This is a genomic window from Actinoplanes sp. DH11, assembly GCF_020873875.1.
In the GTDB taxonomy this organism is placed as follows: Bacteria; Actinomycetota; Actinomycetes; order Mycobacteriales; family Micromonosporaceae; genus Actinoplanes.
Genome location: NZ_JAHWGU010000025.1, coordinates 1 through 22249, shown reverse-complemented (window position 1 = coordinate 22249; position 22249 = coordinate 1). Strand labels below are relative to the sequence as shown.

The following is a 22249-nucleotide window of genomic DNA, read 5'->3' as shown; positions in this document are numbered from 1 at the left end:
AATCATGCGGTTACTGGTGGTGGAGGACGAGGAAGACCTGGCCGAGGGGCTGCGGGTCGGGCTGGCCCGGACGGGGTACGCCGTGGACGTCGCCGGTGACACGGCGCAGGCGTACGAGCGGCTCACCGTCAACGAGTACGACCTGATGCTGCTCGACATCAACCTGCCCGACGGTGACGGGTTCACCCTGTGCCGGGCGTTGCGCAACGGCGAGGTCGACACCCCCGGCGACACCGACCTGCGGGTCCTGATGCTCACCGCGCGCAGCGGCCTCGACGACCGGGTCCGTGGCCTGGACGGCGGTGCCGACGATTACCTGGTCAAGCCGTTCCACCTGGCGGAGCTGCTGGCCCGGGTCCGTGCCCTGCTGCGCCGCGACATCAGCGGCAGCACCGCCGTGCTGACCGTCGGGGACCTCACGCTTGACACCGCCCGGCACACGGCCGCCCTGGCCGGCGAGCCGCTGGCGCTGACCCCCAAGGAGTTCGGTGTCCTGGAGTACCTGATGACCCGCCCCGGTCACGTGGTGTCCAGCGAGGAACTGCTCGAGCACGTGTGGGACGCCAACGCCGACCCGTTCACCCAGACCGTCCGGGTCACCGTGGGAACCCTGCGCCGCAAACTCGGCGACGGCCGGATCGAGACGGTCGTCGGGCGCGGATACCGGCTGAGCGCATGAGACGCCCCGACGTCCTGCGGTCGATCCGGTTCCGGCTGACCGTCATCTACTCGACCCTGCTGTTCGCGCTCGCCGGGCTCACCCTCGCCGTCATCTACGTCGCGGTCGCGCAGGCCACCTCCCCGCAGCCGATCACCGAGCGCACCGCGAAGGTCTACAACGACAACCGGCAGTACGTCGGCACGATGACCGTCGCCGACGTCTCGCAGATCGAGGCGGCGGTCAACTACAACACCCTGCAGAACCTGCGCACCTATTCGCTCATCGCGCTCGGCGGGCTGTTCGTCGCCAGCCTCGGCATCGGCTGGGTGCTGTCCGGCCGGGTGCTGCGCCCGGTCGGCGCGATCACCCGGACCGCCCGGGAGATCCAGGCCACCGACCTGACCCGCCGGATCCGGCTGCCCGGGCCCCGCGACGAGTTGCGGGACCTCGCCGACACCCTGGACTCGATGCTCGACCGGCTGGACCGGGCGTTCCGGGCGCAACGGCAGCTCATCGACGACGCCTCGCACGAGCTGCGCAGCCCGCTGGCGATCATCCGGACCCACCTGGACGCCACCCTCACCGAACCGGACGCCACCACCGAGGAACGCGCCCGGGCCGTCGCCGTCGTGGACCGGGCCACCACCCGGATGTCCCGGCTGGTCGAGGACCTGCTGGCCACCGCACGCCGGCACGCCGACGCGCTCAGCGACACCGGCCTCGACCTCACCGTGATCGCCCGCGAGGCCGGCGAGGAGTCCTTCCTGCCGGACCGGCCGCTGCACCTCCGCCACCGGGTCACCCCCGGCCTGCCGATGATCGGCGACGCGGACGCGCTGCGCCGCGCCGCCGGGAACCTGCTCTCCAACGCCGTCCGGCTGGCGCCCACCGGCTCGACGGTCACCCTGGGCACCGGCCGCACCGGCTCGTGGCTGTGGCTCGCCGTCGCCGACCAGGGCCCTGGCATCGCGCCGGACGACCTGCCCCGGGTGTTCGACAGATTCTGGCGCGGCGCCGACGGCGCCGGCTCGTCCCGGGACCGCCGCACCGGCCTCGGGCTGGCCATCGTCCGGCAGATCGTCGAGTCGCACGGCGGCCAGGTCGTCGCGTTCTCCGAACTCGGTGTCGGCAGCACATTCGTCCTGTGGCTGCCGGCGGCGGACCGGGCCGGTGACGAGCCCGCTCCCACGATCAACCCGCTGAGCTGACCGCGGCTGCCGGGCCCTGTCACGGACCGGGCCGCCGGATCCGGTACGGCCGCCGGGCCCGGTCACGCCGGGCCCGGCAGCCGGACCGGATCAGCCCTCGTGCTTGCTCTGGCAGGGCACGCAGAACCGGGCGTGCGGCAGGATCTCCAGCCGCTCCGGCGGGATCGCGCCGTCGCACCTCGCGCACCGGCCGTAACTGCCCTCGGCGATCCGCCGCAGCGCCCCGGTGAGCTGCTCGATGTTCGCCCGGGTGACGGCCAGCAGACCCGCGTGGGTGTCCACGTCCGCGGGGTCGCCGGTGTCCGCCGTGAGTTCGGTCAGCCGTGCCGTCTGCGCCGCGAACTCATCGGTGAGCACGGCCCGCTGCGTGGTGAGCCATTGCTGATCGGTGATGCCGTACATGTCGGTGCTCATTGCCTCTCCCGGAAAACAAAAAAGGCCGAAGCTGATCAGCTTCGCCCTGGTGGCCGTAACGACAGATGCACGATCTGCGGGAGGGCCACGGCCGGTCGGGACGGGGCTCGGCAGGCCGTGGGTGGTGCTCGCCGTGGCCGGTCGGGCGAGCCCGCGCGCCATCGCCGCGGCCGTCGCGGAGGCGACGACCACGCGGACGGGCTGCGCGGCGGCGGTCATGGCCCCACCATAGGCGCCGACGCGCCGGAAACCAACGCCGGCTCAGGCCGGATCGACGCGCATCGTGGTCTCGGTGGCCGGCGGCTCGGTCATCGCCTTGGAGTACGTGCTGGCGCCGTACTTCGCCCGGTAGGCCTCGTCGACCCGGTCGTTGAGGCCCGGATCGCCGGCGGCGGTGAACCGGACCGGGTGCACCCGGCCACCGGCGTCGACGAGCGAACCGGCGCCGGCCCGCAGGGCACGCCGGTACCAGAGGCCGCCGGTGCCCTTCCACGACCGTACGAACAGGTCACCGTCGACGGCGACGACCCAGATGGGCGTACGCACGTCGGGGCGGCCCGGTGCCCGTACCACGATGTCGGCCTCCACCTCGCCGGCCAGTTGCTGCGCTGTCGCGTCGTCCCATGCCATGCCGTCCGCCTCCCGATGCCCGTTCTCCCGACAGTACGGCCCGCGGAGCCGCCGTGGGAGAGCCCGCAGCCCGGGAGGCCGGCGTCGGGGAGAGCCCGCAGCCCGGGAGGCCGGCGTCGGGGAGAGCCCGGAGCCCCGGCAGGCCGGCGTCGGGGAGCGCCCGGAGCCCCGGGAGGCCGGCGTCGGGGAGAGCTCGGAGCCCCGGCAGGCCGGCGTCGGAGGCTGCCCGGGCGCTGGGCGTCAGCCGGGCGGGCCGGCCAGCATGCTCGCGCGCAGCACCTGGTCGCGGACCGGCAGCGCGTGCCGCACCTGGGTCAGCCGCGCGCCAAGGCCGGCCATCCGCGCCAGCCGCCGCGTCACCGGGCGGCGCTGCCGGTCGTACTCCCGCAGGCCCCGCGCGGGTGTCGGCGCCGCCCGCAGGCACGACGCCAGCGCGACCGCGTCGATGATCGCCTCGCAGGCGCCGCGACCCAGGTCCGGCGTCATCGCGTGGGCGGCGTCGCCGATCAGGACGGTCGAGCCGTGCACGTAGGACGGCAGCGGCGGGGTCACGTACACGTCGTGGCGCAGCACCGTGGACTCCTCGATCGCGTCCAGCACGTCGCCGACCGGGGACGTCCACCCGCCGAACACGCGCCGCAACTCGGCCACCTCGGCGCCGGGATGGAAGCGGCCCGCCGGCGCGGCGCCGGCGGCGTACCAGTTGGTGCGCCCGCCCTCGTGCGGCGTCACGCCGAACTTGACGCCCCGGCCCCAGACCTCGGCGAACGTGTCGGTCGGCAGGTCGTCGACCACGCCGCGCCAGGCGGTGCCGCCGGAATGGCGGGCCCGGTAGGCCGGGCCGAACAGCCGTTCCCGGGTCCGGCTGAACACCCCGTCGGCCGCCACCACCAGGTCCGCCCCCAGATCCGCCCCCAGGTCCGCGAAGGCGTCATCGACCGGGTGACCGGCCCGGCCGCCCGCCTGTTCGCCGACCGGGTCGCCGGCCCGCAGGTCGGCCCCGGCGCCGGCCGCCGCGCGGTGCAGGACGGCGAGCAGCCGGGGACGTGAGACAAGGTGGACGTCGTCGCCGGTGCGCCGGCGCAGCCGGTCGACGTCGATCGTGGCGATCCGGGAGCCGTCCGGCCGCAGGAACGCCCCGGCGCGCTGCGCCGGCGCGGCGCGCCGGATCTCGTCACCGACCCCGAGGGCGTCCAGCGCGCGCAGCGCCGCCGGCCACATCCCGAGCGCCGTGCCGGTCGCTGGCAGGGCCGCGTCGCGTTCCCGGACGGTGACCCGCCAGTCCGCCCGCCGCAGCGCGATCGCCGCCGCCAGCCCGCCGATGCCGCCACCGATGATCACCGCATGCCTGTCCATCCTCCGACCGTACTACGGATGTTGTTTACAAACTACAGATGTTGTTGATCGGGTACGGTGTGCCGGTGCCAACTCGCCAGGAGCAGCTGCTCGACGCCGCCATCGGCATCCTCGGAACCCAGGGCATCAGGGCGCTGACCCACCGCGCGGTCGACGCTGCGGCCGCGCTGCCCACCGGATCCGCGGCGAACTACTTCAAGACCCGGGACGCCCTGATCAGCGCCGTAGTCGACCGCTTCGTCGAACGTGACCGGGTTGCCTGGGAGACCATCGCCGGTTTCGTCCGCCCCACCACGCCGGCCGAGCTGGCCGCGGCGCTTGTCGCCTACGTCCACCGGGTGCTGGGGCCGGAGCGCGCGGTCACCCTGGCCCGGTACGGCCTGTTCGTCGAGGCCGCCCTGCACCCGGAACTGCAGGCCGGTCTCGCCGAGGCCGCCGCCACCATCCGCGGCTGGGGGACACACTGGCTGCGGGCCGCCGGCTCGGCGGACCCGGAGCGGGACAGCGCGGCGATCCTCGACTACCTGGACGGCGTGATCCTGCACCAGCTGACCTACCCGAAACCAATCGAGCAGCTGGAGGACGCGGTCACCCGCACGGTCCGCTCGCTGTGCACCCTCGGGTGAGTCGCGGCCACGGCTCACCCGGTCAGGGACACCGCCAGCTGGTCCAGCCCCAGCGAGCCGGCCTCCAGTGCCCGCCGCCGGCCTCCAGTGCCCGCCGGTGGAACGCGCGGCGGTCGCCGCCGGACGACGCGCGGGCGGCCAGCCACACCCGTTCGCCGACCTTGTACGTCAGCGCCTGCCCCGGCCTCCCGGGCACCGCGGCCTCGACCGTCTGCCGGAGCAGCTGCAGCGGGCCGGTCGCCGCCGCGTGCAGTTGCCGCAGGTCCTCGCCGGCCTCGTGGAAGGCGATCCGGGTGCGGTCAGCCGGGGGAGAGGAAGCCGGTCAGGGCGTCGGCCGTGTGCGCGGCGCCCTTGGCGGTCAGGTGGATCAGGTCGTCGCAGTAGAGGCCGAGCCGGTTGTCCACGGCCGGTGCGGGCTGCCGGTCGGCGAGGTCGAAGTGGACGACGCCGCTGCGTCCGCCGTACCCCCCGGTGTCCTCGGCCGCGACCTCCCGCCAGGCCTGCGCCAGGCGGTCGAAGCCGTCCGCCCGTCGTGGGCCCACCCGCGGCGAGCCGTAGATGACGAAGGACGGATCCGTGCCGGAGTGCGCCCGGGCCGCCGCGATGATCGTCTTCAGGTTGCGTTTCACGGTGGCCGCCGGCACGCCGGTGCGCCAGTCGTTGACGCCGAGCTGCACCACCACCAGGTGCGGGCGGATCGTGGACAGCCGGGGCGCCCACGCGCCGGTGGCTGCCGCGAAGCTGCCGGTGGTGGTGCCGCCGTGACCGCCGTTCCAGACCTGGATGCCGCGGCGCTCGTCGCCGTCGAACGTGGCGAACCCGTTGATCCGGGCCCGGCCGCTGACCGTGACGGTGTGCGGGCCCGGGTGCAGCGGCCCGGAGTCCCAGGTGGCGGCGTCGACGCGGGCGGTACGGCCGTCGACCGTCACGTCGAACGGACCTTTCGCCGACCACACCTGCACGCTGGTGCCGGTGAACGCGTGGGTCACCGACCGGCCGTCCAGGTCGTACCCTTTCAGCGCCCAGCCGTGGTCCGGTGGTGCCGGCCGGCCGCCGGCGCGATCCACCGGCCAGTGCGGCGGGCGGCCCCACGCGGCCACGAAGTTCGCCCCGCCGGGCGCGCCGGGCACCGGGAAGGCCGCGCGCAGGTTCTCGGCGAGGAGCTGCACGTAACCGCGGCCGTAGTCGCTGCCCACGCCCTCGGTGCTGGACGAGCCGATCACCGCGACGACAGCCGGTTCCCAGCGCCGGTTGGCGAGGGCCGCATGCCAGGTGAGCAGCGCCATCCGGTCGGTGGACGCGTCGCCGGCCCGGGCGGACGGTGCCAGGGCCGCGCCCGCGGCGACACCCACCGCGACGGCGCCACCGGCGGCAGCGCCGGCCCGGATGAAGCTCCGGCGATCGGTCATGCCGCCCCCTCCCGGCGTCTTCACGTGCTGCTTGTCCGCAGTTTCGGTGAGTGTGGTTCATCGGGGCAATAGACGGATCGGTGGGATGGGGTGCGTTTGTTGTCATACATCCGGGCGTCGGCGATGGCCAGGAGGTCGTCCGGGGCGACGGTCCGCCGCTCCGCCCAGACGGTGGTGCCCAGGGCGGCCGACACGCGCAGCGTCTCGCCACGCCAGGTCAGCGGCTCGGTCAGGGCGGCCACGACGCGGGCACCGAGGGCGTACGCGGTGTCGCTGTCGGCATCCGGACAGAAGATCAGGAACTCGTCACCGCCGATCCGGGCCACCACGTCACCGTCGCGGACCGTCTCGGTGATCCGGCGGGCCGTGGCACGCAGCACCGCGTCGCCCGCCTCGTGCCCGTACCTGTCGTTGATCGGCTTGAACTCGTTGAGGTCGCAGTAGAGCAGCGCCAGATCGCCGCCGTGCCCGGCGGCGTGCCGGGCGATCGACTTCTCCATCACGGTGAAGAGCCGGCGGCGGTTGACCAGACCGGTCAGCTCGTCGTGCGCCGCCTGATGGGCCAGTGCCTGCTGGTCGCGGAAGCGCTGCGCGTTGAGCCGGCCGATCCGGATCAGCACCAGCGGGACCGTGAACATCGGCGCGATGGTCAGCAGCAGCCCATCCACGGGCGCGCCGGCCAGCTGCCCGATCCCGCCGACCACCGGCACCACCAGCATCGCGGCGCCGAACAGGCGCAGCCGCAGCTTCGGTGACCGGTGGGTGGGGCGCAGGTTCGGGTTCATCAGTTCGACGGCGCTCGGGTGCAGACCGGCCGCGCCCAGGCACAGGTAACCGAGGGCGAACAGCATCGACGGCACGGACGCCTGATCGGCCTCGGCCGGCAGCACGTGCACCGCCGCCGTACCGACCACCGTCAGGCCCAGCGCCCCGAACAGGAACCAGAGGCAGACCTGGCCACGCCCACTGGTCCGGGCCACCCGCAGCAGGGCGCCGCAGATGCCGAACAGCACCAGCAACTGGGTCAGCACGAACAGCTGGGTGGCGGTGCTCTCGCCCTTGGCCAGCATCTGCGGCCGGAACAGGAACTCCCAGACCGGGGCGGCGGTCGCGATGCCGAAGACGGCGGCGTCGACCGTGCCGCCGGCGTCGCGCGGGGTGTGCCGCAGCACGATCATCAGGCTGGCCGCGAGGAAGAAGACGTATCCGAGCAACTGCGGCACCACGGCGAGCCAGTCCGGCGGCACCAGCGCGCCGCCGGGGATCGCCGCGGGCAGGTACCAGGTGATGTTGGCGATGCTGAGCATCACCAGCGCCAGCACGGTGAGCAGCCAGGGGCGCCGGTCAGGCATCCGGTTGACGCGGACGCCGACGGCGATCGCCGCGGCCGCGAGGACACCCGCGAGCAGGATCAGCACCAGGCGTACGGGGGCCGGCCCGGTCAGATAGACGGCCGTGAGCAGGCCGGACAGCACCAGGAACCCGGCCGGCACGCCGAACCGGGCCCACGGTCCACCTGGTTTCACGACCGCCACCATCGCCGGTGACGCGGCGTACCTGAGAGAAGTTCTTGATCAACTTCCGCCGGATGTCACGACGCTGTCATGTCCCTGTTAGCGGCTCTGCCATACCCTGTGGCTCCCGGTTCGACGACCGGGCCGACAGCGGAGGTGTGCGGCGTGACGACGGCGACCGTGGTGTTCCTGGTGATCGGCGGCGTCGGTCTCGCGGTCCTGGCGTTCGCCCTGCTCGGCGGCGAGATCGGCCACATCGGTGCCGACGGCCTGGTCTCCCTGGAAGCGGTCGCCGGGTTCCTCGGCGCGCTCGGGTTCGCCGGTGCGATCACCGCGGAGCTGCTCGACGCGCGTGCACCCGGGTCGGTCGCCCTGTCCGCGGCGATCGCCCTCGTCGCCGCGTTCGTGGCCGCCGCGCTCGCCCTGCGCTTCTCCCGCGCCGCCCGCGACATGCCCACCGACGCCACCCCGGCCCGCCATCACCTCGTCGGCACGCTCGGCGTGGTCGTCACCGCGGTGCCCGCCGGCAGCAGCGGTTACGGCGAGGTGCGCGTCCGGCTCGGCGGCCAGCCGGTCAAGCTCAACGCCCGTGCCGAGCAGGCCCTGCCCGCCGGCACCCCGATCTTCGTGGTGGAAGCACCCACCGACACCAGCGTCGTCGTCGAAGCGACCCCGCACACCGGAAAGGCATAGATGTCACCCCTCCTGATCGCGATCGCAGGCGCGGTCCTGCTCATCGTTCTTCTCGTGCTCTTCGTGCTGTCCCGCATCAAGGTGGCGGGCCCGAACGAGGCGTTCATCATCACCGGTCGCAAGGGCCGGGTCACCCAGTCCGCCGACGGCAGCAGCACCACCGACCTCTCCGGGCAGAAAGTCGTGATGGGCGCCTCGGTGTTCGTCCTGCCCGTCGTGCAGAAACTCCAGTCGCTGGATCTGTCCAGCCGCCGCATCGACGTCAGCATCAAGGGCGCCGTCTCCAAACAGGGCATCCGCGCCGAGTTGCACGGCGTCGCCATCGTCAAGGTCGGCGGCACCGAGGACGCGATCCGCGCCGCCGCCCAGCGGTTCCTGCACCAGCAGGCCGAGATCGAGGACTTCACCCGCGAGGTCCTCGCCGGCGCCCTGCGGTCCATCGTCGGCCGGCTCACCGTCGAGGAGATCATCCGGGACCGGGCGGCCTTCGCCAGCGCGGTCGCCGAGGAGGCCGAGCACTCGATGACCAACCAGGGTCTGGTGCTCGACACCTTCCAGCTCCAGGACATCCTCGCCGAGGGCTCCTACCTGCAGGACCTCGGCCGGCCCGAGGCCGCCCGGGTGCTCAAGGACGCCGCCATCGCCGAGGCCCGCGCCCGGCAGGCCGCCGAGCAGGAGCGGCTGCTCGCCGAGGAGGCGATCGCCGAGGCCAACCGCAACCTGGCCCTCAAGCAGGCCGGCATCCAGGCCGAGATCGACGCCGCCAAGGCCCGCTCCGACGCGGCCGGCCCGCTCGCCCAGGCCGAACGCGACCAGGCCATCCTGGCCGAGCAGCAGAAGGTCGCCGAGCGCAACGCCGAGCTGAAGCAGCGCCAGCTCGACACCGAGGTCCGCAAGCCGGCCGACGCCGCCCGATACAAGGTCGAGCAGGAGGCCGAGGCGGCCCGTAACGCGTCGGTCATCGGCGCCGACGCGCAGCGTCAGGCCACCATCGCCGCCGCGCAGGCGTCGGCCGAGCAGGCCCGGCTCATCGGTGAGGGCGAGCGCGCCCGCCGTGCCGCGCTCGCCGAGGCCCACGCCATCGAGGGCGCCAAGGAGGGTGAGGCCGAGCAGCGCCGCCGTTCCGCGATCGCCGAGGCGATCGAGCGTGAGGGCGCGGCCGAGGCGGCGGCCATCCTGGCCCGCGGCCAGGCCGAGGCCGAGGCGATGGCGCGCAAGGCGGAGGCCTTCTCGGCGTACGGTGAGGCGGCCGTCCTCGACCTCCTCGTGAAGGTGCTGCCCCAGGTCGTCGAGGCGGCGGCCGCCCCGATGGGCTCGATCGACAAGATGACGGTCATCTCCACCGACGGCGCGTCCTCGCTGACCAAGTCCGTCGCCAGCAACGTCGCGCAGGGCCTCCAGCTCGGCACCGACCTCACCGGCGTCGACCTGGCCGGCCTGCTCTCGAAGCTGGGCGAGGCCCGCACCACCCGCCCGGTCACCGACGACAACAACAACCGCAGCGTCGAGGCCTGACCGAGCCCGGTTGCCCACCCGGATGCGGCCCGGAGGTCCGCCGCACGCACGGCGATCACCGCCGGGCCGCGTCCAGGGACATCACACGTACGCCTTCAGCTGGTTTTTTGCGACGGAACGTCGTAATGTTTGCGACAGGTCGTCGCATAAAAGGGGTCTGACGTCGTGATGAAGCAGGCAAGAAAGACGGGTACGGGCGACGAAGCCCAGAAGCTGGTCGTCGTGACCGGAGCCTCCACGGGCATGGGCGCGGCAGCCGCTCACGAACTGGCCCGCCGGGGATTCCACGTCCTGGCCGGCGTGCGGCGCGATCGTGACGGCGACGCCATCCGGGCGGCCGGCGTCGAACCGGTCATCCTCGACATCACCGAGTCCTCGCACGTGACCGCACTCGCCGCCCGGGTCGCCGCAGATCCTCGCGAGTTGCACGCGCTTGTCAACAACGCCGGCATCCAGGTGAACGGGCCTGTCGAAGCATTGCCCCTGGAGCAGTGGCGGTGGGTGTTCGAAGTCAACCTGTTCGGTCACGTCGCCGTCACCCAGGCGCTTCTGCCGGCCCTGTTGCGCAGCAAGGGCCGAGTGATCAATATCAGCTCGATCGGCGGCCGGGCCGCCATGGCCACCTACGGCGCGTACGCCGGCGCCAAGTTCGCCCTGGAGGCGGTCAGCGACTCGTTGCGCCGGGAGGTCGCGCCGCTGGGCGTACACGTTGTCGTGGTCGAGCCCGGCGGCGTCCGCACGGAGATGGCCACCCGCGGGGTCGCCACGGCGAACGACCTGGCCGCCCGGATGACACCGGAGCAGACCGAGCGCTACGGCAGTCTGGTCCGGGCGAACAACGCCTTGATGACCTCGGGCACCGCATCGGGCCTGACGGCCGAGGCCGCCGCCCGCGTCATCGTGAAGGCCGTGACGACCCGCAGACCCCGTGCCCGCTACACCGCCGGCCGGGATGCTGCCATGATCATCCCCCTGACCCGAATACTGTCCGACCGCACGCTCGACCGCGTTCTCGCCGCCAACCTGCGCCGCCACTACCCGAAGCAAGCCACCGCGTAGCCACCGGCCTCCCCGGCTGAGAGGTCACGGCACGGACGCGACCCCATCGAAGGAGGTGATCGGATGCCGCGCATCCGGGGAGTCACCATCGAGGAGCACCACGAACTGGTGTGGGCCGACCTCGCCGAGGCGATACGGCAACTGCTGCTCGAACGCGACTACGAGTCGATCACCATGGGCCACATCGCCGCCCGGGCCGGGCTGGCGCGCAACACCCTGTACAACTACGCGACCGACAAGAGCGCCCTGATCCTGGCGTTGACCGAGCGTCGAGGCCGGCCCACGGTCGAGCGGGTGACCGCCATCGCCGCGCGTTCCGAGGTGCCGGCGGCGCAGCGCATGCTGGAGATCATCCAGGAGGTCTTGGAGGCGTTCACGGACCCGGCCATGCACCTGATGTTCCGGCCCGGCACCCGCATGCCGGCCACCGAGGCAGGGGCCCGCGATGAAACCGGCCGCCGCCCGGTGCCGAAGGCGCCGGACAACCCGTTCCACGCCATCGTGGTCGCGGTGGAACACGTTGTCCGGGACGGGGTGGCGCACGGCGAGTTCCGCGACGTCGGCGACCCGCAGCTCACCGTGGAGTTGCTGTCCGGTGTCATGCGCGCCGGTGCGGAACGTATCGGCCGGGATCCGGACGCTTTCGCGGCTACGGTCCAGGCAGCGCGAGAGATGATCCTGGCTTCCCTGGCCACCCGGTAGCGCGGCCTTCGTTCGTGAAGGGGTCCGCCGGGTCGCGGCGGAATCGGCCTGGACGACTCCTGGACCGCGCCGCATCCCTGCCCCGCACGAATCAGGCGGCCAGGGTCGACGCGTGCCTGAGTTGATCGCGCCTTCCGCCCGTCTGCACAGCGCCTGGCTCGAGGCTCATGCGGAGTGGGGGCCGGGGACGCACGAGGACGGCTTCGGACTGCACCCCTCCGACGAGGTCGGCACACCGGAGGGCTTCGCCGCCTGGCTCGCCCGGCTGGCTGGGCAGAGCCACCCGGCCACGACGACCGACGTCGGCAGACACCGCTGCACGTACCGCTGGATCGTGGAGGGCGGCCGGGTGCTCGGTGGGATCGCGCTGCGCGACGGCGACGACGACTACGTCTCCTGGGCCGGACACGTGGGTTACGGCATCCGGCCCTCCGCCTCCGGGCCGGCGGTCTCGGCGGGCGCGAACGGTTTGACCGCTATCCGGCCGGGGCCGAGTGGGGAGAGCAGCAGTCGGGCGCCGGTTTCCTTGACGAACTCGTCGACGGCCTGCCGGGCGCCCTGGAAGGTGCCGTAGTCGTCGATGATCAGGACACCGCCGGGGACCAGCCGGTCGTAGAGGGACAGCAGTTCGTGCCGGGTGGACTCGTACCAGTCGGTGTCGAGCCGCAGGATCGCGATCCGCTCCGGCGCCCGGCCGGGCAGGGTGGACTCGACCGGGCCCTGGACGAAGTGGATCCGCTCCTGCGGGTACGGGATGGCCTCGAACCCCTGCCGCACGTCCTCGAGGCTGGCGACCGCCCAGATCCGGGCGGTGCGCGGCTGCTCGCTCATCAGTTCGGCGACCGGTTTCCCGCTGTAGGTGAGGTCCTTCTCGGTGGGTTCGGTCATCCCCTCGAAGGTGTCGAAGAGGTAGAGGTCGCGCTCGGTGTTCCCGATCGCGAGCAGGGTGCGCGCCACCACGTGCATGCTGCCGCCACGCCACACCCCGCACTCGACGATCGCACCCGGGATGTCGTGCTCCACGACGTAGCGGGTGGCGAGGTAGAGCGCGTACCGCTTCTCCATGCGGGTCATCGAGTACGGGTGGGCGGCGCGCAGGATCGGCACCGCCATCTCGTCGTAGTCGGCGGGGTACTTCTCCTCGCGCGACGCGGGCTTGGGGGCAGGCGCGGGCTGGGGTTTCGGCGGCGGCGGAGCGGCCACGGGTACGGGCTTGCGCCGGCCCGCCCGGACGATCCGGATGCCCAGCGTGGCCGCCAGCACCCGGTTGATCCGCCGCGGCAGGCTCATCCGGTGACCGCCGGCCCGAAGACCTTGCGCACGGCCCGTTCCGCCGCGCCGCCGTCGTCGAGGTGGCAGAACCGCTGCCGGAACCGCAGGCGCGCCTTGTCGGCCCGGTCGTCGGTGTGCGCGCCGGTGCGGAAGACGTCGAGCAGGTCGGGGTAACTGGTGGCGATCGCGCCGGGTGGCTCGGCGAACAGGTCGAAGTAGACGCCGCGGACGGTCTGGTAGGCCTGCCAGTCCGGCGCGAAGATCACGATCGGCCGGTCCAGGACGGCGTAGTCGAACATCAGCGAAGAGTAGTCGGTGATCAGCACGTCGGAGGCCAGGTAGAGATCTTCGACGACCGGGTACTCGGAGACGTCGCGGATCTCGCTGGTGCCGGTGGCCCGGGCGCTGCCCGGCTTGACGTAGAAGTAGTGCGCCCGGACCAGGACCACGTGGTCGGGGCCGAGTTGCCGGGCCAGGTCCTCGACGTCTAGCACCATCCGGTTGTCCGTGTGCCATTCGCGGTGGGTCGGCGCGTAGAGGACCACGGTCTTGTCGGCCGGGATGCCGAGCCGCTCGCGGACGGCGGCCGACTCCTCAGCGGTGGCCCGGGCCAGCCGGTCGTTGCGCGGGTACCCGACCTCGATGGTCTCGTGCCGGCACGGGTACGCGCTCGCCCAGCGTTCGGTGGTGAACGTGTTCGCGCTGATGCTGTAGTCCCAGCGGTCGGCGCGGCGCATCTGTGCCGGGAAGTCCGGGTCCTTCACCCCGCCCGGGTAGCGCACCTGGTCCAGGCCCATCACCTTGAGCGGGGTGCCGTGATGGGTCATCACGTGCACCGCGTCCTTGCGCTTGGTCGCCCAGTCCGGCCAGTTCACGTTGTTGACCAGGTACTTCGCTCGGGCCATCGCCCGGTAGTAGGCGCGGCTGCCGCTGACGACGTGGTCGACGCCGGCGGGCAGGGCGTCGACCCGGTCGCCGCGGACCGCCCAGACGCCGCGCAGCCCGGGTGCCAGCTCGCGGGCCTTCTCGTGCATCGCGGCCGGGTTGCAGGCGTAGCCGCGGTGCCAGTACGCCGAGTACAGCACCAGCGACTCGTCCGCCGGCAGCCGCAGCTGGAGCCGGTAGTACAGCTTGTACAGGGCACCCTTGGCGGACTGCAGGGGACGGCGGATCCGGCGTACCGTCCGGCGCAGTTTGCCCTTGTTGTGCAGGCGCGACCGGTTCGCGGAGCGCAGCAGCTCGAACGTCCGGTACCGGCCGGCGCCGGCGAGCCGGTGCTTGACGCCCTCGACCCCGCCCGGCGCCGGGTAGCCGCCGGCGGGCAGGTACCGCCGGTAGAGCTCGTGGGTCTTGGTGAAGAACTTCCGCCGGGCGCTGCCGTGGATCCGCTGCTTGTTGCCGAGCACGCGGAGAAGGTGCCAGATCATGTGCTGGAACAGCACCGGCCGAACGGTTTCCGGCGCGGGGCTCCACCGGTCGACCAGCTCGTGGGTGCGCTCCCAGGCCGGGAAGATCGCGAAGTGGCCCTCGCCGAGGGTGCGGGTCGCCGCACCGACCCGGCGCTGGCGGTAGGACACGCAGGCCCGGTCCAGGACGCTGATCCGCTCGGCCGCGGCCAGGACGGAGTACGTGTACGGCAGGTCCTCGTACCATCCCGGGTCGAAACCGAACTCCAGCTTGCGCAGCAGCTCCCGCCGGACGATCTTGTTCCAGGCCACGTGCAGGACACCGATCACCGGAGTCCAGGTGTGCAGGGCGAACACGTCAGGCGCCTCGCGGTAGACCTTGCCGGCCGTGCTGGCGCGCACCTTGCCGGTCCAGGACTCGCGCACCCAGTCGACGAGCAGCACGTCGGATCCGGTCTCGCGCAGCCGGGTCGCGACCGCGGCCAGGGCGCCCGGGGTCAGCCAGTCGTCGCCGTCGAGGAACCAGACGTATTCACCGGTGGCGTGCTCGAGGCCGATGTTGCGGGCCGGTCCCTGCCCGACGTTGGTCTTCAGGGTCACCACGTTCAGGCGCGAGTCGGTGGCCGCGTACTCGGCGAGGATGTGGCCGCTGGCGTCGGGCGACGCGTCGTCGACCGCGACGACCTCCACGTCGGTGAACGACTGCTCAAGAATGGAGTCCAGGCACTGGCGCAGGTATCCCTGCACACCGTGGACCGGGACGATAACACTGATGAGAGCCACTTCGACCACCTTCGGCTCAGCCGGGGACACCGGCCGGTTGTGCGACCAGCACGGACTGGAAGGGGGAAGCTATCAAGAATCCGATGAATATTCATCTCCCCTTCCCAGGCCGGCTGCCGTTTCCCGATAGCGGGGGGCCCGGCTCAGCGCCGTAGCGGCCGCACCGCGCCCTCGACGCTGCGCAGGACCAGCCGCAGCACCTCGTGCCGGGAGGCGCCGGGCTCGGCCAGATAACTCCAGCCCGCGTAGAGCTGGGACCAGATCAGGCTCTGCACCCAGTCCGGCGGAAGGTCCGGGTCGATGCTGCCGTCGGCGTAGCCGCGCCGGACCATCGCGGCGAACTCGGGGTCGCAGGAGCCGCCCGGGCCGTTCTCGTCGTCGTGGTCGTTCTGGCCGTGCTTGTCGGTCTTGTCGTCCTTGTTGTCCTTGTCGTGTGCCGGTTCCGCGGAGTCGCCGGGTCCCTGGTCGCCGGGCCCCTGGTCGCGGAAGAGCAGGGATAGCACGTCGCCGAGGTCGAAGTACTCCTGGCAGAGCCGGCGCACCGCGTCGGCGCCGGTGTCGTCAGCGATCCGGGCCCGGAGGCGGGCCCGCACGAGCCGGGACTCCGCCTCGGCCTGCATCGCGGCGACCAGGTCGCCGCGCTCGGGGAAGTAGCGGTGCAGGGTGGTGCGGCCGACGTCGGCCGCGGCGGCCACCTCACCCAGCGACGCGGCCGGGTTGCGGGACAGGATCGTGATAGCGGCGTCCAGGATCGCCTGCCGGGTCCGTGCGCGGCTGCCGGTCGGGGCGGTGGTCATTGGCACAGAATAACGCTTGCCCAGAATGGAACATTAGTGTTCCACTCTGGGTATGTCGGATACCACGAGACTGGGAACCCTTCTCGCCGTGCTGCGCCCGCACCGGCGCACCATGCTCCTCGGCCTCGTCCTCGGCCTCGTCGGCAACGCCGCCGGCCTCGCCACCCCGATGGTCACCAAGTGGGTGCTCGACAGCTTCAGCGGCGGCGTCGACCTGGCCCGCCCGATCGCCGTGCTCGCCGGCCTCGTCGTCGTCGGCGCGGTCATCACCCTCTGGCAGTGGATCCTGCTCGGTACCCTCGCCGAACGCATCGTGCTGGACGCCCGGGCCTCGATCATCGGCCGTTACTTCCGGGCCCGCGTCGGTGACCTCCAGGCCCGGCCCACCGGCGAACTGGTCACTCGCGTCACCTCGGACACCGGTCTGCTGCACGAGGCGTCGAGCAGCATCATCGGCCTGATCAACGCCGGGATCGGCCTGATCGGCACCCTGATCCTGATGGCCGTGCTCGACCTGACCCTGCTCGCCTGCACCCTCGGCGCCGTCGTCGTGATCGCGGTGCTGATGGCGATGCTGCTGCCCAGGATCGGAGTGGCGCAGACCGCTGCACAGGAGGCAGTCGGCAAGCTCGGGGCCAACCTGGAAGGATCGTTGCGGGCCATCCGTACGGTCAAGGCAAGCCGGGCCGAAGCCCGCCAGAGTGACCAGATCGTGGGTAACGCGCGCGACGCCGCCGCGCACAGCGTGCGGGCCGCCAAGGTCGCGGCAGTGGTCTGGACGACGTCCTTCGCCGGCATCAACATGGCGATCATCGTGATCCTCGGCGTCGGCGCGTGGCGCGCCAACGCCGGCCTGCTCGAAGTCTCCAGCCTGGTCGCGTTCCTGCTCTACGTGTTCCAGCTGATGGGCCCGATCAGCGAACTCACCCAGAACCTGACCGCCCTGCAGGCCGGCATCGCCGCCGCCGGGCGGATCAACGAACTGGACAGCATCGCGCTCGAACCGCACAGCGGCGGCAGCCCGGCAACGGCGGGCGGCGACTCCGGCGCGAACGGTCCGATCCTGGCCCTGCGGGGCGTCACCGCGCGGTACGGCCCGGACGCCCCGCACGCCGTCGACGGCATCGACCTGGAGATCCCCCGGCAGGGTCACACCGCGGTCGTCGGTCCGTCCGGCGCCGGCAAGACCACGCTCTTCTCCCTGCTGCTGCGCTTCCTCGAACCCGAGCGCGGCCAGATCCTGCTCGACGGCCGCCCCTACGCGCGGTGGACGCACGAGGAGGTCCGGTCCCGGCTGGCCTACGTCGAGCAGGAGACCCCGGTGGTGCCCGGCACCATCCGCGACAACCTGCGCTTCACCCACCCCGACGCCACCGACGACGAGCTGCGCGCCGTGCTGCGGTCCGTCCGCCTCGACGACAAGATCGACGAACTGCCCGACGGCCTGGACACGTCCCTGACCTCCACCGGCGTCTCCGGCGGCCAGCGCCAGCGGATCGCCCTGGCCCGGGCCCTGCTGCGCACCCCCGACGTGCTGCTGCTCGACGAGGCCACCGCCCAGGTCGACGGCCTCACCGAAGCCGCCGTCCAGGACTGCATCCGCACCCGGGCCGCCACCGGCGCCGTCGTGACGATCGCCCACCGCCTCTCCACCGTCCTCGACGCCGACCGCATCATCGTGATGGACGAGGGCCGGATCCGGGCCCAGGGCACCCACACCCAGCTGTACGCCTCCGACGACCTCTACCGCCGCCTGGTGGAAGCCCTCCGGATAGCCGCCGACCAACCGGCGACCGACGCGCTCCACCTCGCCCCCGACCAGCCGGCAGCGGTGTAAGGCATGCGCCTGATCCCGTTCCTGGCCGTCCGCGGCCCCTGGCTGGACTCCGACGTGACAGTGGTTCATCGCGCCCTGCGGCACTACCACGCCAATCCGGCACACCGGGTCGAGCTGACCGGCGAGGCCGCCGTCGACCGCGTCACCCACGACCGCCTCTTCCCGGCCTGAGCCGCCCTCTTCCCAGCCTTCGCCGCACTTTTCCGGCCGGAGCCGCCGTCTTCCCGGCCTGGGCCGCATTCTTTCCGGCCCTGATCCGCGTCGCTCGCGGGCGGGCATGGGCTTGGGTAGTCACGGCTCCGGCCGGTCCGGCGGGTGCGGTGCTTCGGCCAGGGCGGGCCGGTGCCGCCTGATCCAGGCCTCCACTTCGGCGGAGTCCCAGAGCTTGCCCAGCTTGAGCACCTGGTAGGGCGGCGGGAAACCCGGGTGGGCGACGATCTGATAGATCCGCTGACGGGACACCCGCAGACGGGTACGGATCTCGCCACTGCTCATCAGAACCGGTTTGTACACGTCGTGAGACTAGTTGTTATGGGACTAGATCAGTACGTCGCCCGCCCGTAAATCACCGGGTCGTGTGGCGCGAGCCCGCGGTGTTCACCGGGAAACCTCGGCGGCCGGCCGCAGCACGGTCCGGCTCAGCGTGGCGACGGCCTCGCGGCCGGCCCGGTTGGCACCGATGGTGGACTGGGACGGTCCGAAACCGATCAGGTGGACGCGTGGTTCGGCGGCGACCTGGGTGCCGCGCATCGGGATGCCACCGAGCGGGCCGCGCAGCCCGAGCGGATCCAGGTGGGCCAGGGCGGCCCGGAAGCCGGTGGCCCAGAGGATCACGTCGACCTCGGTCAGGGTGCCGTCGGCCTCGCGCACCCCGTACGGCTCGATCGCCGTGAACATCGGCCGGCGCACCAGCGCGCCGCGATCCCGGGCCGCGCGGGCGTAGTCGGTCCAGATCAGGCCGGTGTAGCTCACCACGCTGGCGGACGGACGCCCCGCCTCGACGTCGGCGGTGACCTTCGCGACGGTGGCTCGCCCTTCCTGCTCGCTGCGGAAGGCGTCGAGGAAGACCGGTTCCCGCCGGGTGTACCAGAAGGTGGTGGCGACCCGGGAGATCTCCTCGAGCAGCTGGACGGCGGAGATGCCACCGCCGACGATCGCCACGCGCCGTCCGGCGAACGAGCTCGCGTCGTCGTACTCCTGGGTGTGCAGCTGACGCCCCCGGAAGGTGTCCGCGCCGGGATAGCCGGGCCGCAGCGGGTTGGTCCAGGTCCCGGTCGCGTTGATCACGGCCCGGGTCAGCCAGTCGCCGTGGTCGGTGCGGACGAGGAGCCGGTCGTCGCCGGCCAGGCCGGAGACCGCGTCGCCGGCGGGGTGTCCGTCCGCAGGGTGTCCGTCGGCGGGGTGTCCGCCTGCAAGGTGTCCGTCGGCGGGGTGTCGGCCGGCGAGGTGTCCATCGGCAGGGTGTTCGTCGGCGCGGTGGACGGACCGGACCCGGACCGGGCGCAGGATCGGCAGCTGGAAGGCCTTCTCGTAGGCGGCGAAGTACCGGGGGATCGCGACGCTGCTCGGCTCCGCGGGATCGATCTCCGGCTTCGGCATGCCGGGCAGGTCGAAGATGCCGTTGACGGTCGCCATCCGCAGCGAGGGCCAGCGGTGCTGCCAGGCGCCGCCTGGGCCGGTCTCGGCGTCGAGCACGGCGAACGGGCCGATGCCGCGGCGCTGGAGGTGATGGGCGGCGGAGAGTCCGGCCTGCCCGGCCCCGATCACGATCACTTCCGCCTCGCGGGTCATCCCGGCCCTCCTGCCATTGCTTGCTATGTCAAGCAACCGAAGGGTACTCCGCGAAATTCCCGCTGCCATAATTGAACCGGGGCGGCCGGAAATCCGTACCCAAGGAAATCGGATCGTCAAAATAAGGGGTTCGCATTGCCTGCGGGGCGGCGTGTCATTGAGCCGAAGGTTCTGTTGCGCGGAGCGGTGATGCACTACTTGCATCATTCCGGGCTCGACATGGACCTTCTGGCCGAGGAATTGGCGATCAGCCGGGCCACTCTCTATCGGGCGGTCGGCAGCCGGGACGCGCTGCTCGGCGAAGTCTTCTGGGCGATCGGCCGGCTGCTGCTCGACGAGGCCCGCGAAGAAGCGGAGGGTCACGGAGCGGACCGGGTCATCGCGGTGTCCCGCCAGTTCGCCGAGCTGATGTGCACGGCACAGCAGCTGCGGGAGTTCGTCGCGGCGGAACCGCACACCGCGGCACGCGTGCTGATCACTCCGGTCACGGAGGTGCAGGCCAAGGCGGTGGCCGCGCAACTGGAGATCTTCCGGGAGTCGGGGCTGACCGGTGGTGACGAGACCGATCTGCGCCGTCGTGCGTACCTCTATGTCCGTCTGATCGAATCGGTCGTGCACAGCGAACTGCTCGGCATGCCGGGAGTGGACTTCCACCTGGCCGAGCCGGCCCTGCGAGCCCTGCTCCCGGCAGCCGAACCTGTCAGAGTGTGAAGTTGTCGCAGGTGTTGCGGTACTCCTGGACGGCCGTGCTGGTGCCGGGGCCGGGGCAGACGAACTGCTTGTAGCGGGTGTCGTTGTCCACGAACAGCTTCAGCCAGGAGATGCTGAACTTCGCGATCGTGGTGTTCGGCGTGTTAGGGGCGAAGTGGCTGGCGCCGTTGAGCTCCAGGTACGCCTTGCCCGGCGACGCCGGCAGGCTCTGGAAGAACGGCTCCGAGTGGCTGCGCACCGACGCCACCGTGTCGTTCTCGGCGCCGATGATCAGCGTCGGCACGGCGTTCGTCCGGAACGACTTGGTGACGTTCCACGGGGTCAGCGGGATCGCGGCCTGCAGCGACGGCCGGCTCTTCGCCGCCTCCAGGGTGCCGCCACCACCCATCGAGTGACCCATCACGGCCACCCGCGTGGCGTCGACCCGGGTCCGCACGCTGCTGTTCTTGGTCAGGAAGTCGGCGGCCGCGAGCAGCTGCCGGCCGCGGCTCGCAGGCTGGTCGGACGTCGTGGTCGTGTCGATGTTGAAGACCACGAAGCCCTGCGAGGCGATGCGCGGCGCCAGCCAGGCCATGCTGGACTTACGGGCGGTGAACCCGGGTGCGATCACCACGGCGCCGAACGTGCCGGCGCTGGTGTCGGTCGGGAAGTAGATGTCACCGCCACCGAAACCGCTTGCTGCGGTACGGGTGACAGCCGTCTGGGAGACCGCGAACGGACCGCGGGTCGCCTCGATGCTGCTGTTGGACGGTGCCGGACCCTTCTCGAAGGACGCGGTCGCCGCGTCGGCGTTCGGGATGAGGGTGACAGCGGCCGCACCTAGCGTCACGGCGGCCAGCGCTCCGGCGATCGCCGGCGCACGCCGGATACGGCGTGCGGGCTTGCGTGTTGCGGTGTTCGGGGACAAGACCGTCTCCTCTGTCGAATCGGGGGAACAGTGCGACGACCGTGATTCGGTCGTCATCACTCGCGAATGGATTCTTGAGGTACGGCAAAGAACATCACAATGGGGTTGCGGCGTTCTGAGACGGGGGTCCGGACACCGGGCCAGGAATCGCGCAAATTGGATTTTCCGGGGCGCGACATCGATAATCTTAAAGCATTGTATGGAATTTGGAGCGCTCCCATAAGTGTTTTCCGGGGAGCGTGGTGCGCGGGGTTTCCGGGAATGTGCCGGGGGAATCGGCGTCCAGTGGGGCCAGGGTGGTGCGTCAACACGCGCCGGCGCCGGCCGGGTCGCGGCCGCGACAGTGGCCGTGGCGGTGGCCGCGACAGTGGCGGTGGCCGTGGCCGTGGCCGTAGCGGTGGCCGTGCTCGTTGAGGTCCGGCGACCGTATGCGCTGGTCGGCCGACTGGCTCCCGCTCATGGTCGTCAAGGACGCGTTCCGGTGACCGTAGACGCAAGATCGGCCGACCCTGATCAAGGGCAGTAGCGCAGAGGGACCCCGCCCAGCCCTTCGACCTGCCGGGCGTGGGACGGAGGGGAGCCGCAGGCCAATCCCGCTGGCCGGCTGTCACTCATGGCTGGTCTGGGGCGGTTTTGGTGACCGTGGCTGACAGCCGGCGCGGTCGGCTGTCACTGGTGGCTGGTCTGGGGCGGTTTTGGTGACCGTGGCTGACAGCCGGCGCGGTCGGCTGTCACTGGTGGCTGGTCCGGGGCTGTGTTGGACCGTGGCTGGCAGCTGGGCCTGGCTGGCTGTCACTCATGGCTGGTCTGGGGCGGTTTTTGTGACCGTGGCTGACAGCTGGCCTGGTCGGCTGTCACTGGTGGCTGGTCCGGGGCGGGTTTTGTGACCGTGGCTGACAGCCGGGCGTGGCCGGACAGGGCGTGATCGGGCCGCGCGGTGTGACGGGCGGCCCGATCA

General features: G+C 71.9%; 21 protein-coding genes. 10 read left to right on the top strand and 11 right to left on the bottom strand.

What is annotated here, in order from left to right:
• Window positions 1-4 precede the first annotated feature (4 nt).
• Window positions 5-679 (top strand): response regulator transcription factor, encoded by a 675-nt coding sequence (locus tag LPA41_RS30015; protein ID WP_229074357.1) that lies wholly within the window; start codon window positions 5-7, stop codon window positions 677-679.
• Window positions 676-1869, top strand: a complete 1194-nt coding sequence (locus LPA41_RS30010; RefSeq protein ID WP_229074355.1) for a cell wall metabolism sensor histidine kinase WalK — start codon at window positions 676-678, stop codon at window positions 1867-1869. The genes LPA41_RS30015 and LPA41_RS30010 overlap by 4 nt, the downstream gene beginning before the upstream one ends.
• A 90-nt stretch (window positions 1870-1959) precedes the next feature.
• Here the strand turns inward: LPA41_RS30010 and LPA41_RS30005 are convergent, their stop codons facing one another.
• From LPA41_RS30005 to LPA41_RS29995, 3 genes are all read right to left on the bottom strand, one after another.
• On the bottom strand, window positions 1960-2283 hold the full coding sequence (locus LPA41_RS30005; protein WP_229074353.1) for a TraR/DksA C4-type zinc finger protein: 324 nt from the start codon (window positions 2281-2283) through the stop codon (window positions 1960-1962).
• A gap of 261 nt (window positions 2284-2544) precedes the next feature.
• Window positions 2545-2913 carry a DUF2255 family protein gene (locus LPA41_RS30000; RefSeq protein WP_229074351.1) on the bottom strand — a complete coding sequence of 123 codons (369 nt, stop codon included), beginning with the start codon at window positions 2911-2913 and terminating at the stop codon, window positions 2545-2547.
• A gap of 240 nt (window positions 2914-3153) precedes the next feature.
• Complete coding sequence (locus LPA41_RS29995; RefSeq protein WP_229074349.1) at window positions 3154-4269, bottom strand: FAD-dependent monooxygenase; 1116 nt, start codon at window positions 4267-4269, stop codon at window positions 3154-3156.
• Window positions 4270-4334: 65 nt separating this feature from the next.
• Between LPA41_RS29995 and LPA41_RS29990 the strand changes: the two genes are divergently transcribed.
• Window positions 4335-4895, top strand: coding sequence for a TetR/AcrR family transcriptional regulator (locus tag LPA41_RS29990; RefSeq protein ID WP_229074346.1), 561 nt, complete (start codon window positions 4335-4337; stop codon window positions 4893-4895).
• Window positions 4896-5194: 299 nt separating this feature from the next.
• Here LPA41_RS29990 and LPA41_RS29985 read toward each other — a convergent pair whose 3' ends face one another.
• Both LPA41_RS29985 and LPA41_RS43100 read right to left on the bottom strand, forming a co-directional pair.
• On the bottom strand, window positions 5195-6304 hold the full coding sequence (locus LPA41_RS29985; protein ID WP_229074344.1) for a GDSL-type esterase/lipase family protein: 1110 nt from the start codon (window positions 6302-6304) through the stop codon (window positions 5195-5197).
• A gap of 20 nt (window positions 6305-6324) precedes the next feature.
• The gene (locus LPA41_RS43100) at window positions 6325-7830 is read right to left on the bottom strand and encodes a GGDEF domain-containing protein (RefSeq protein ID WP_229074342.1); all 1506 of its coding nucleotides are present in this window, start codon (window positions 7828-7830) and stop codon (window positions 6325-6327) included.
• 153 nt (window positions 7831-7983) lie between these two features.
• Here LPA41_RS43100 and LPA41_RS29975 point away from each other — a divergent pair, with 153 nt between their 5' ends.
• From LPA41_RS29975 to LPA41_RS29960, 4 genes are all read left to right on the top strand, one after another.
• Complete coding sequence (locus LPA41_RS29975) at window positions 7984-8511, top strand: NfeD family protein (RefSeq protein WP_229074341.1); 528 nt, start codon at window positions 7984-7986, stop codon at window positions 8509-8511.
• A complete protein-coding gene (locus LPA41_RS29970; RefSeq protein WP_229074339.1) occupies window positions 8512-10026 on the top strand; it encodes a flotillin family protein in 1515 nt (504 codons plus the stop codon).
• Between the two features lie 168 nt (window positions 10027-10194).
• A complete protein-coding gene (locus LPA41_RS29965) occupies window positions 10195-11085 on the top strand; it encodes an SDR family oxidoreductase (RefSeq protein ID WP_229074338.1) in 891 nt (296 codons plus the stop codon).
• Between the two features lie 63 nt (window positions 11086-11148).
• Window positions 11149-11787: a TetR/AcrR family transcriptional regulator gene (locus LPA41_RS29960; RefSeq protein WP_229074337.1), complete on the top strand. Its 639-nt coding sequence runs from the start codon at window positions 11149-11151 to the stop codon at window positions 11785-11787.
• A gap of 414 nt (window positions 11788-12201) precedes the next feature.
• Here LPA41_RS29960 and LPA41_RS29955 read toward each other — a convergent pair whose 3' ends face one another.
• The 3 genes from LPA41_RS29955 to LPA41_RS29945 all read right to left on the bottom strand — a co-directional run bounded on the left by LPA41_RS29955 (window position 12202) and on the right by LPA41_RS29945 (window position 16045).
• Window positions 12202-13077, bottom strand: coding sequence for a TylF/MycF/NovP-related O-methyltransferase (locus LPA41_RS29955; RefSeq protein WP_229074336.1), 876 nt, complete (start codon window positions 13075-13077; stop codon window positions 12202-12204).
• Window positions 13074-15248 carry a bifunctional glycosyltransferase family 2 protein/CDP-glycerol:glycerophosphate glycerophosphotransferase gene (locus tag LPA41_RS29950; RefSeq protein ID WP_229074335.1) on the bottom strand — a complete coding sequence of 725 codons (2175 nt, stop codon included), beginning with the start codon at window positions 15246-15248 and terminating at the stop codon, window positions 13074-13076. Before LPA41_RS29950 ends, LPA41_RS29955 begins: the two co-directional genes overlap by 4 nt.
• Before the next feature lie 143 nt (window positions 15249-15391).
• Entirely contained in the window at window positions 15392-16045 is a 654-nt protein-coding gene (locus LPA41_RS29945) for a TetR/AcrR family transcriptional regulator (protein WP_229074334.1), read from the bottom strand.
• Window positions 16046-16097: 52 nt separating this feature from the next.
• Here LPA41_RS29945 and LPA41_RS29940 point away from each other — a divergent pair, with 52 nt between their 5' ends.
• Together LPA41_RS29940 and LPA41_RS29935 are read left to right on the top strand one after the other, a co-directional pair.
• Window positions 16098-17882, top strand: a complete 1785-nt coding sequence (locus LPA41_RS29940) for an ABC transporter ATP-binding protein (RefSeq protein WP_229074333.1) — start codon at window positions 16098-16100, stop codon at window positions 17880-17882.
• A gap of 3 nt (window positions 17883-17885) precedes the next feature.
• Window positions 17886-18053, top strand: coding sequence for a hypothetical protein (locus LPA41_RS29935; RefSeq protein ID WP_229074332.1), 168 nt, complete (start codon window positions 17886-17888; stop codon window positions 18051-18053).
• A gap of 120 nt (window positions 18054-18173) precedes the next feature.
• Here the strand turns inward: LPA41_RS29935 and LPA41_RS29930 are convergent, their stop codons facing one another.
• Together LPA41_RS29930 and LPA41_RS29925 are read right to left on the bottom strand one after the other, a co-directional pair.
• Window positions 18174-18395, bottom strand: a complete 222-nt coding sequence (locus tag LPA41_RS29930) for an AlpA family transcriptional regulator (protein ID WP_229074330.1) — start codon at window positions 18393-18395, stop codon at window positions 18174-18176.
• Window positions 18396-18479: 84 nt separating this feature from the next.
• Complete coding sequence (locus LPA41_RS29925) at window positions 18480-19673, bottom strand: NAD(P)-binding domain-containing protein (protein WP_229074328.1); 1194 nt, start codon at window positions 19671-19673, stop codon at window positions 18480-18482.
• A gap of 189 nt (window positions 19674-19862) precedes the next feature.
• Here LPA41_RS29925 and LPA41_RS29920 point away from each other — a divergent pair, with 189 nt between their 5' ends.
• Window positions 19863-20384, top strand: coding sequence for a QsdR family transcriptional regulator (locus LPA41_RS29920; RefSeq protein WP_229074326.1), 522 nt, complete (start codon window positions 19863-19865; stop codon window positions 20382-20384).
• On the opposite strand, the gene LPA41_RS29915 is transcribed toward LPA41_RS29920, so the two are convergent.
• Window positions 20374-21291 carry a serine aminopeptidase domain-containing protein gene (locus LPA41_RS29915; RefSeq protein ID WP_229074324.1) on the bottom strand — a complete coding sequence of 306 codons (918 nt, stop codon included), beginning with the start codon at window positions 21289-21291 and terminating at the stop codon, window positions 20374-20376. The genes LPA41_RS29920 and LPA41_RS29915 overlap by 11 nt on opposite strands.
• Between the last annotated feature and the right edge of the window lie 958 nt (window positions 21292-22249).

What these genes read in the sequence shown, in the direction of transcription:
- LPA41_RS29935 (WP_229074332.1), top strand. Translation starts at nt 17,886, where the DNA reads ATGCGCCTGATCCCGTTCCTGGCCGTCCGCGGCCCCTGGCTGGACTCC.
- LPA41_RS29985 (WP_229074344.1), bottom strand. Translation starts at nt 6,304, where the DNA reads ATGACCGATCGCCGGAGCTTCATCCGGGCCGGCGCTGCCGCCGGTGGC.
- LPA41_RS29920 (WP_229074326.1), top strand. Translation starts at nt 19,863, where the DNA reads ATGCACTACTTGCATCATTCCGGGCTCGACATGGACCTTCTGGCCGAG.
- LPA41_RS29925 (WP_229074328.1), bottom strand. Translation starts at nt 19,673, where the DNA reads ATGACCCGCGAGGCGGAAGTGATCGTGATCGGGGCCGGGCAGGCCGGA.
- LPA41_RS29955 (WP_229074336.1), bottom strand. Translation starts at nt 13,077, where the DNA reads ATGAGCCTGCCGCGGCGGATCAACCGGGTGCTGGCGGCCACGCTGGGC.
- LPA41_RS29940 (WP_229074333.1), top strand. Translation starts at nt 16,098, where the DNA reads ATGTCGGATACCACGAGACTGGGAACCCTTCTCGCCGTGCTGCGCCCG.
- LPA41_RS30015 (WP_229074357.1), top strand. Translation starts at nt 5, where the DNA reads ATGCGGTTACTGGTGGTGGAGGACGAGGAAGACCTGGCCGAGGGGCTG.
- LPA41_RS29965 (WP_229074338.1), top strand. Translation starts at nt 10,195, where the DNA reads ATGAAGCAGGCAAGAAAGACGGGTACGGGCGACGAAGCCCAGAAGCTG.
- LPA41_RS29995 (WP_229074349.1), bottom strand. Translation starts at nt 4,269, where the DNA reads ATGGACAGGCATGCGGTGATCATCGGTGGCGGCATCGGCGGGCTGGCG.
- LPA41_RS30005 (WP_229074353.1), bottom strand. Translation starts at nt 2,283, where the DNA reads ATGAGCACCGACATGTACGGCATCACCGATCAGCAATGGCTCACCACG.
- LPA41_RS29960 (WP_229074337.1), top strand. Translation starts at nt 11,149, where the DNA reads ATGCCGCGCATCCGGGGAGTCACCATCGAGGAGCACCACGAACTGGTG.
- LPA41_RS29970 (WP_229074339.1), top strand. Translation starts at nt 8,512, where the DNA reads ATGTCACCCCTCCTGATCGCGATCGCAGGCGCGGTCCTGCTCATCGTT.
- LPA41_RS29945 (WP_229074334.1), bottom strand. Translation starts at nt 16,045, where the DNA reads ATGACCACCGCCCCGACCGGCAGCCGCGCACGGACCCGGCAGGCGATC.
- LPA41_RS30000 (WP_229074351.1), bottom strand. Translation starts at nt 2,913, where the DNA reads ATGGCATGGGACGACGCGACAGCGCAGCAACTGGCCGGCGAGGTGGAG.
- LPA41_RS30010 (WP_229074355.1), top strand. Translation starts at nt 676, where the DNA reads ATGAGACGCCCCGACGTCCTGCGGTCGATCCGGTTCCGGCTGACCGTC.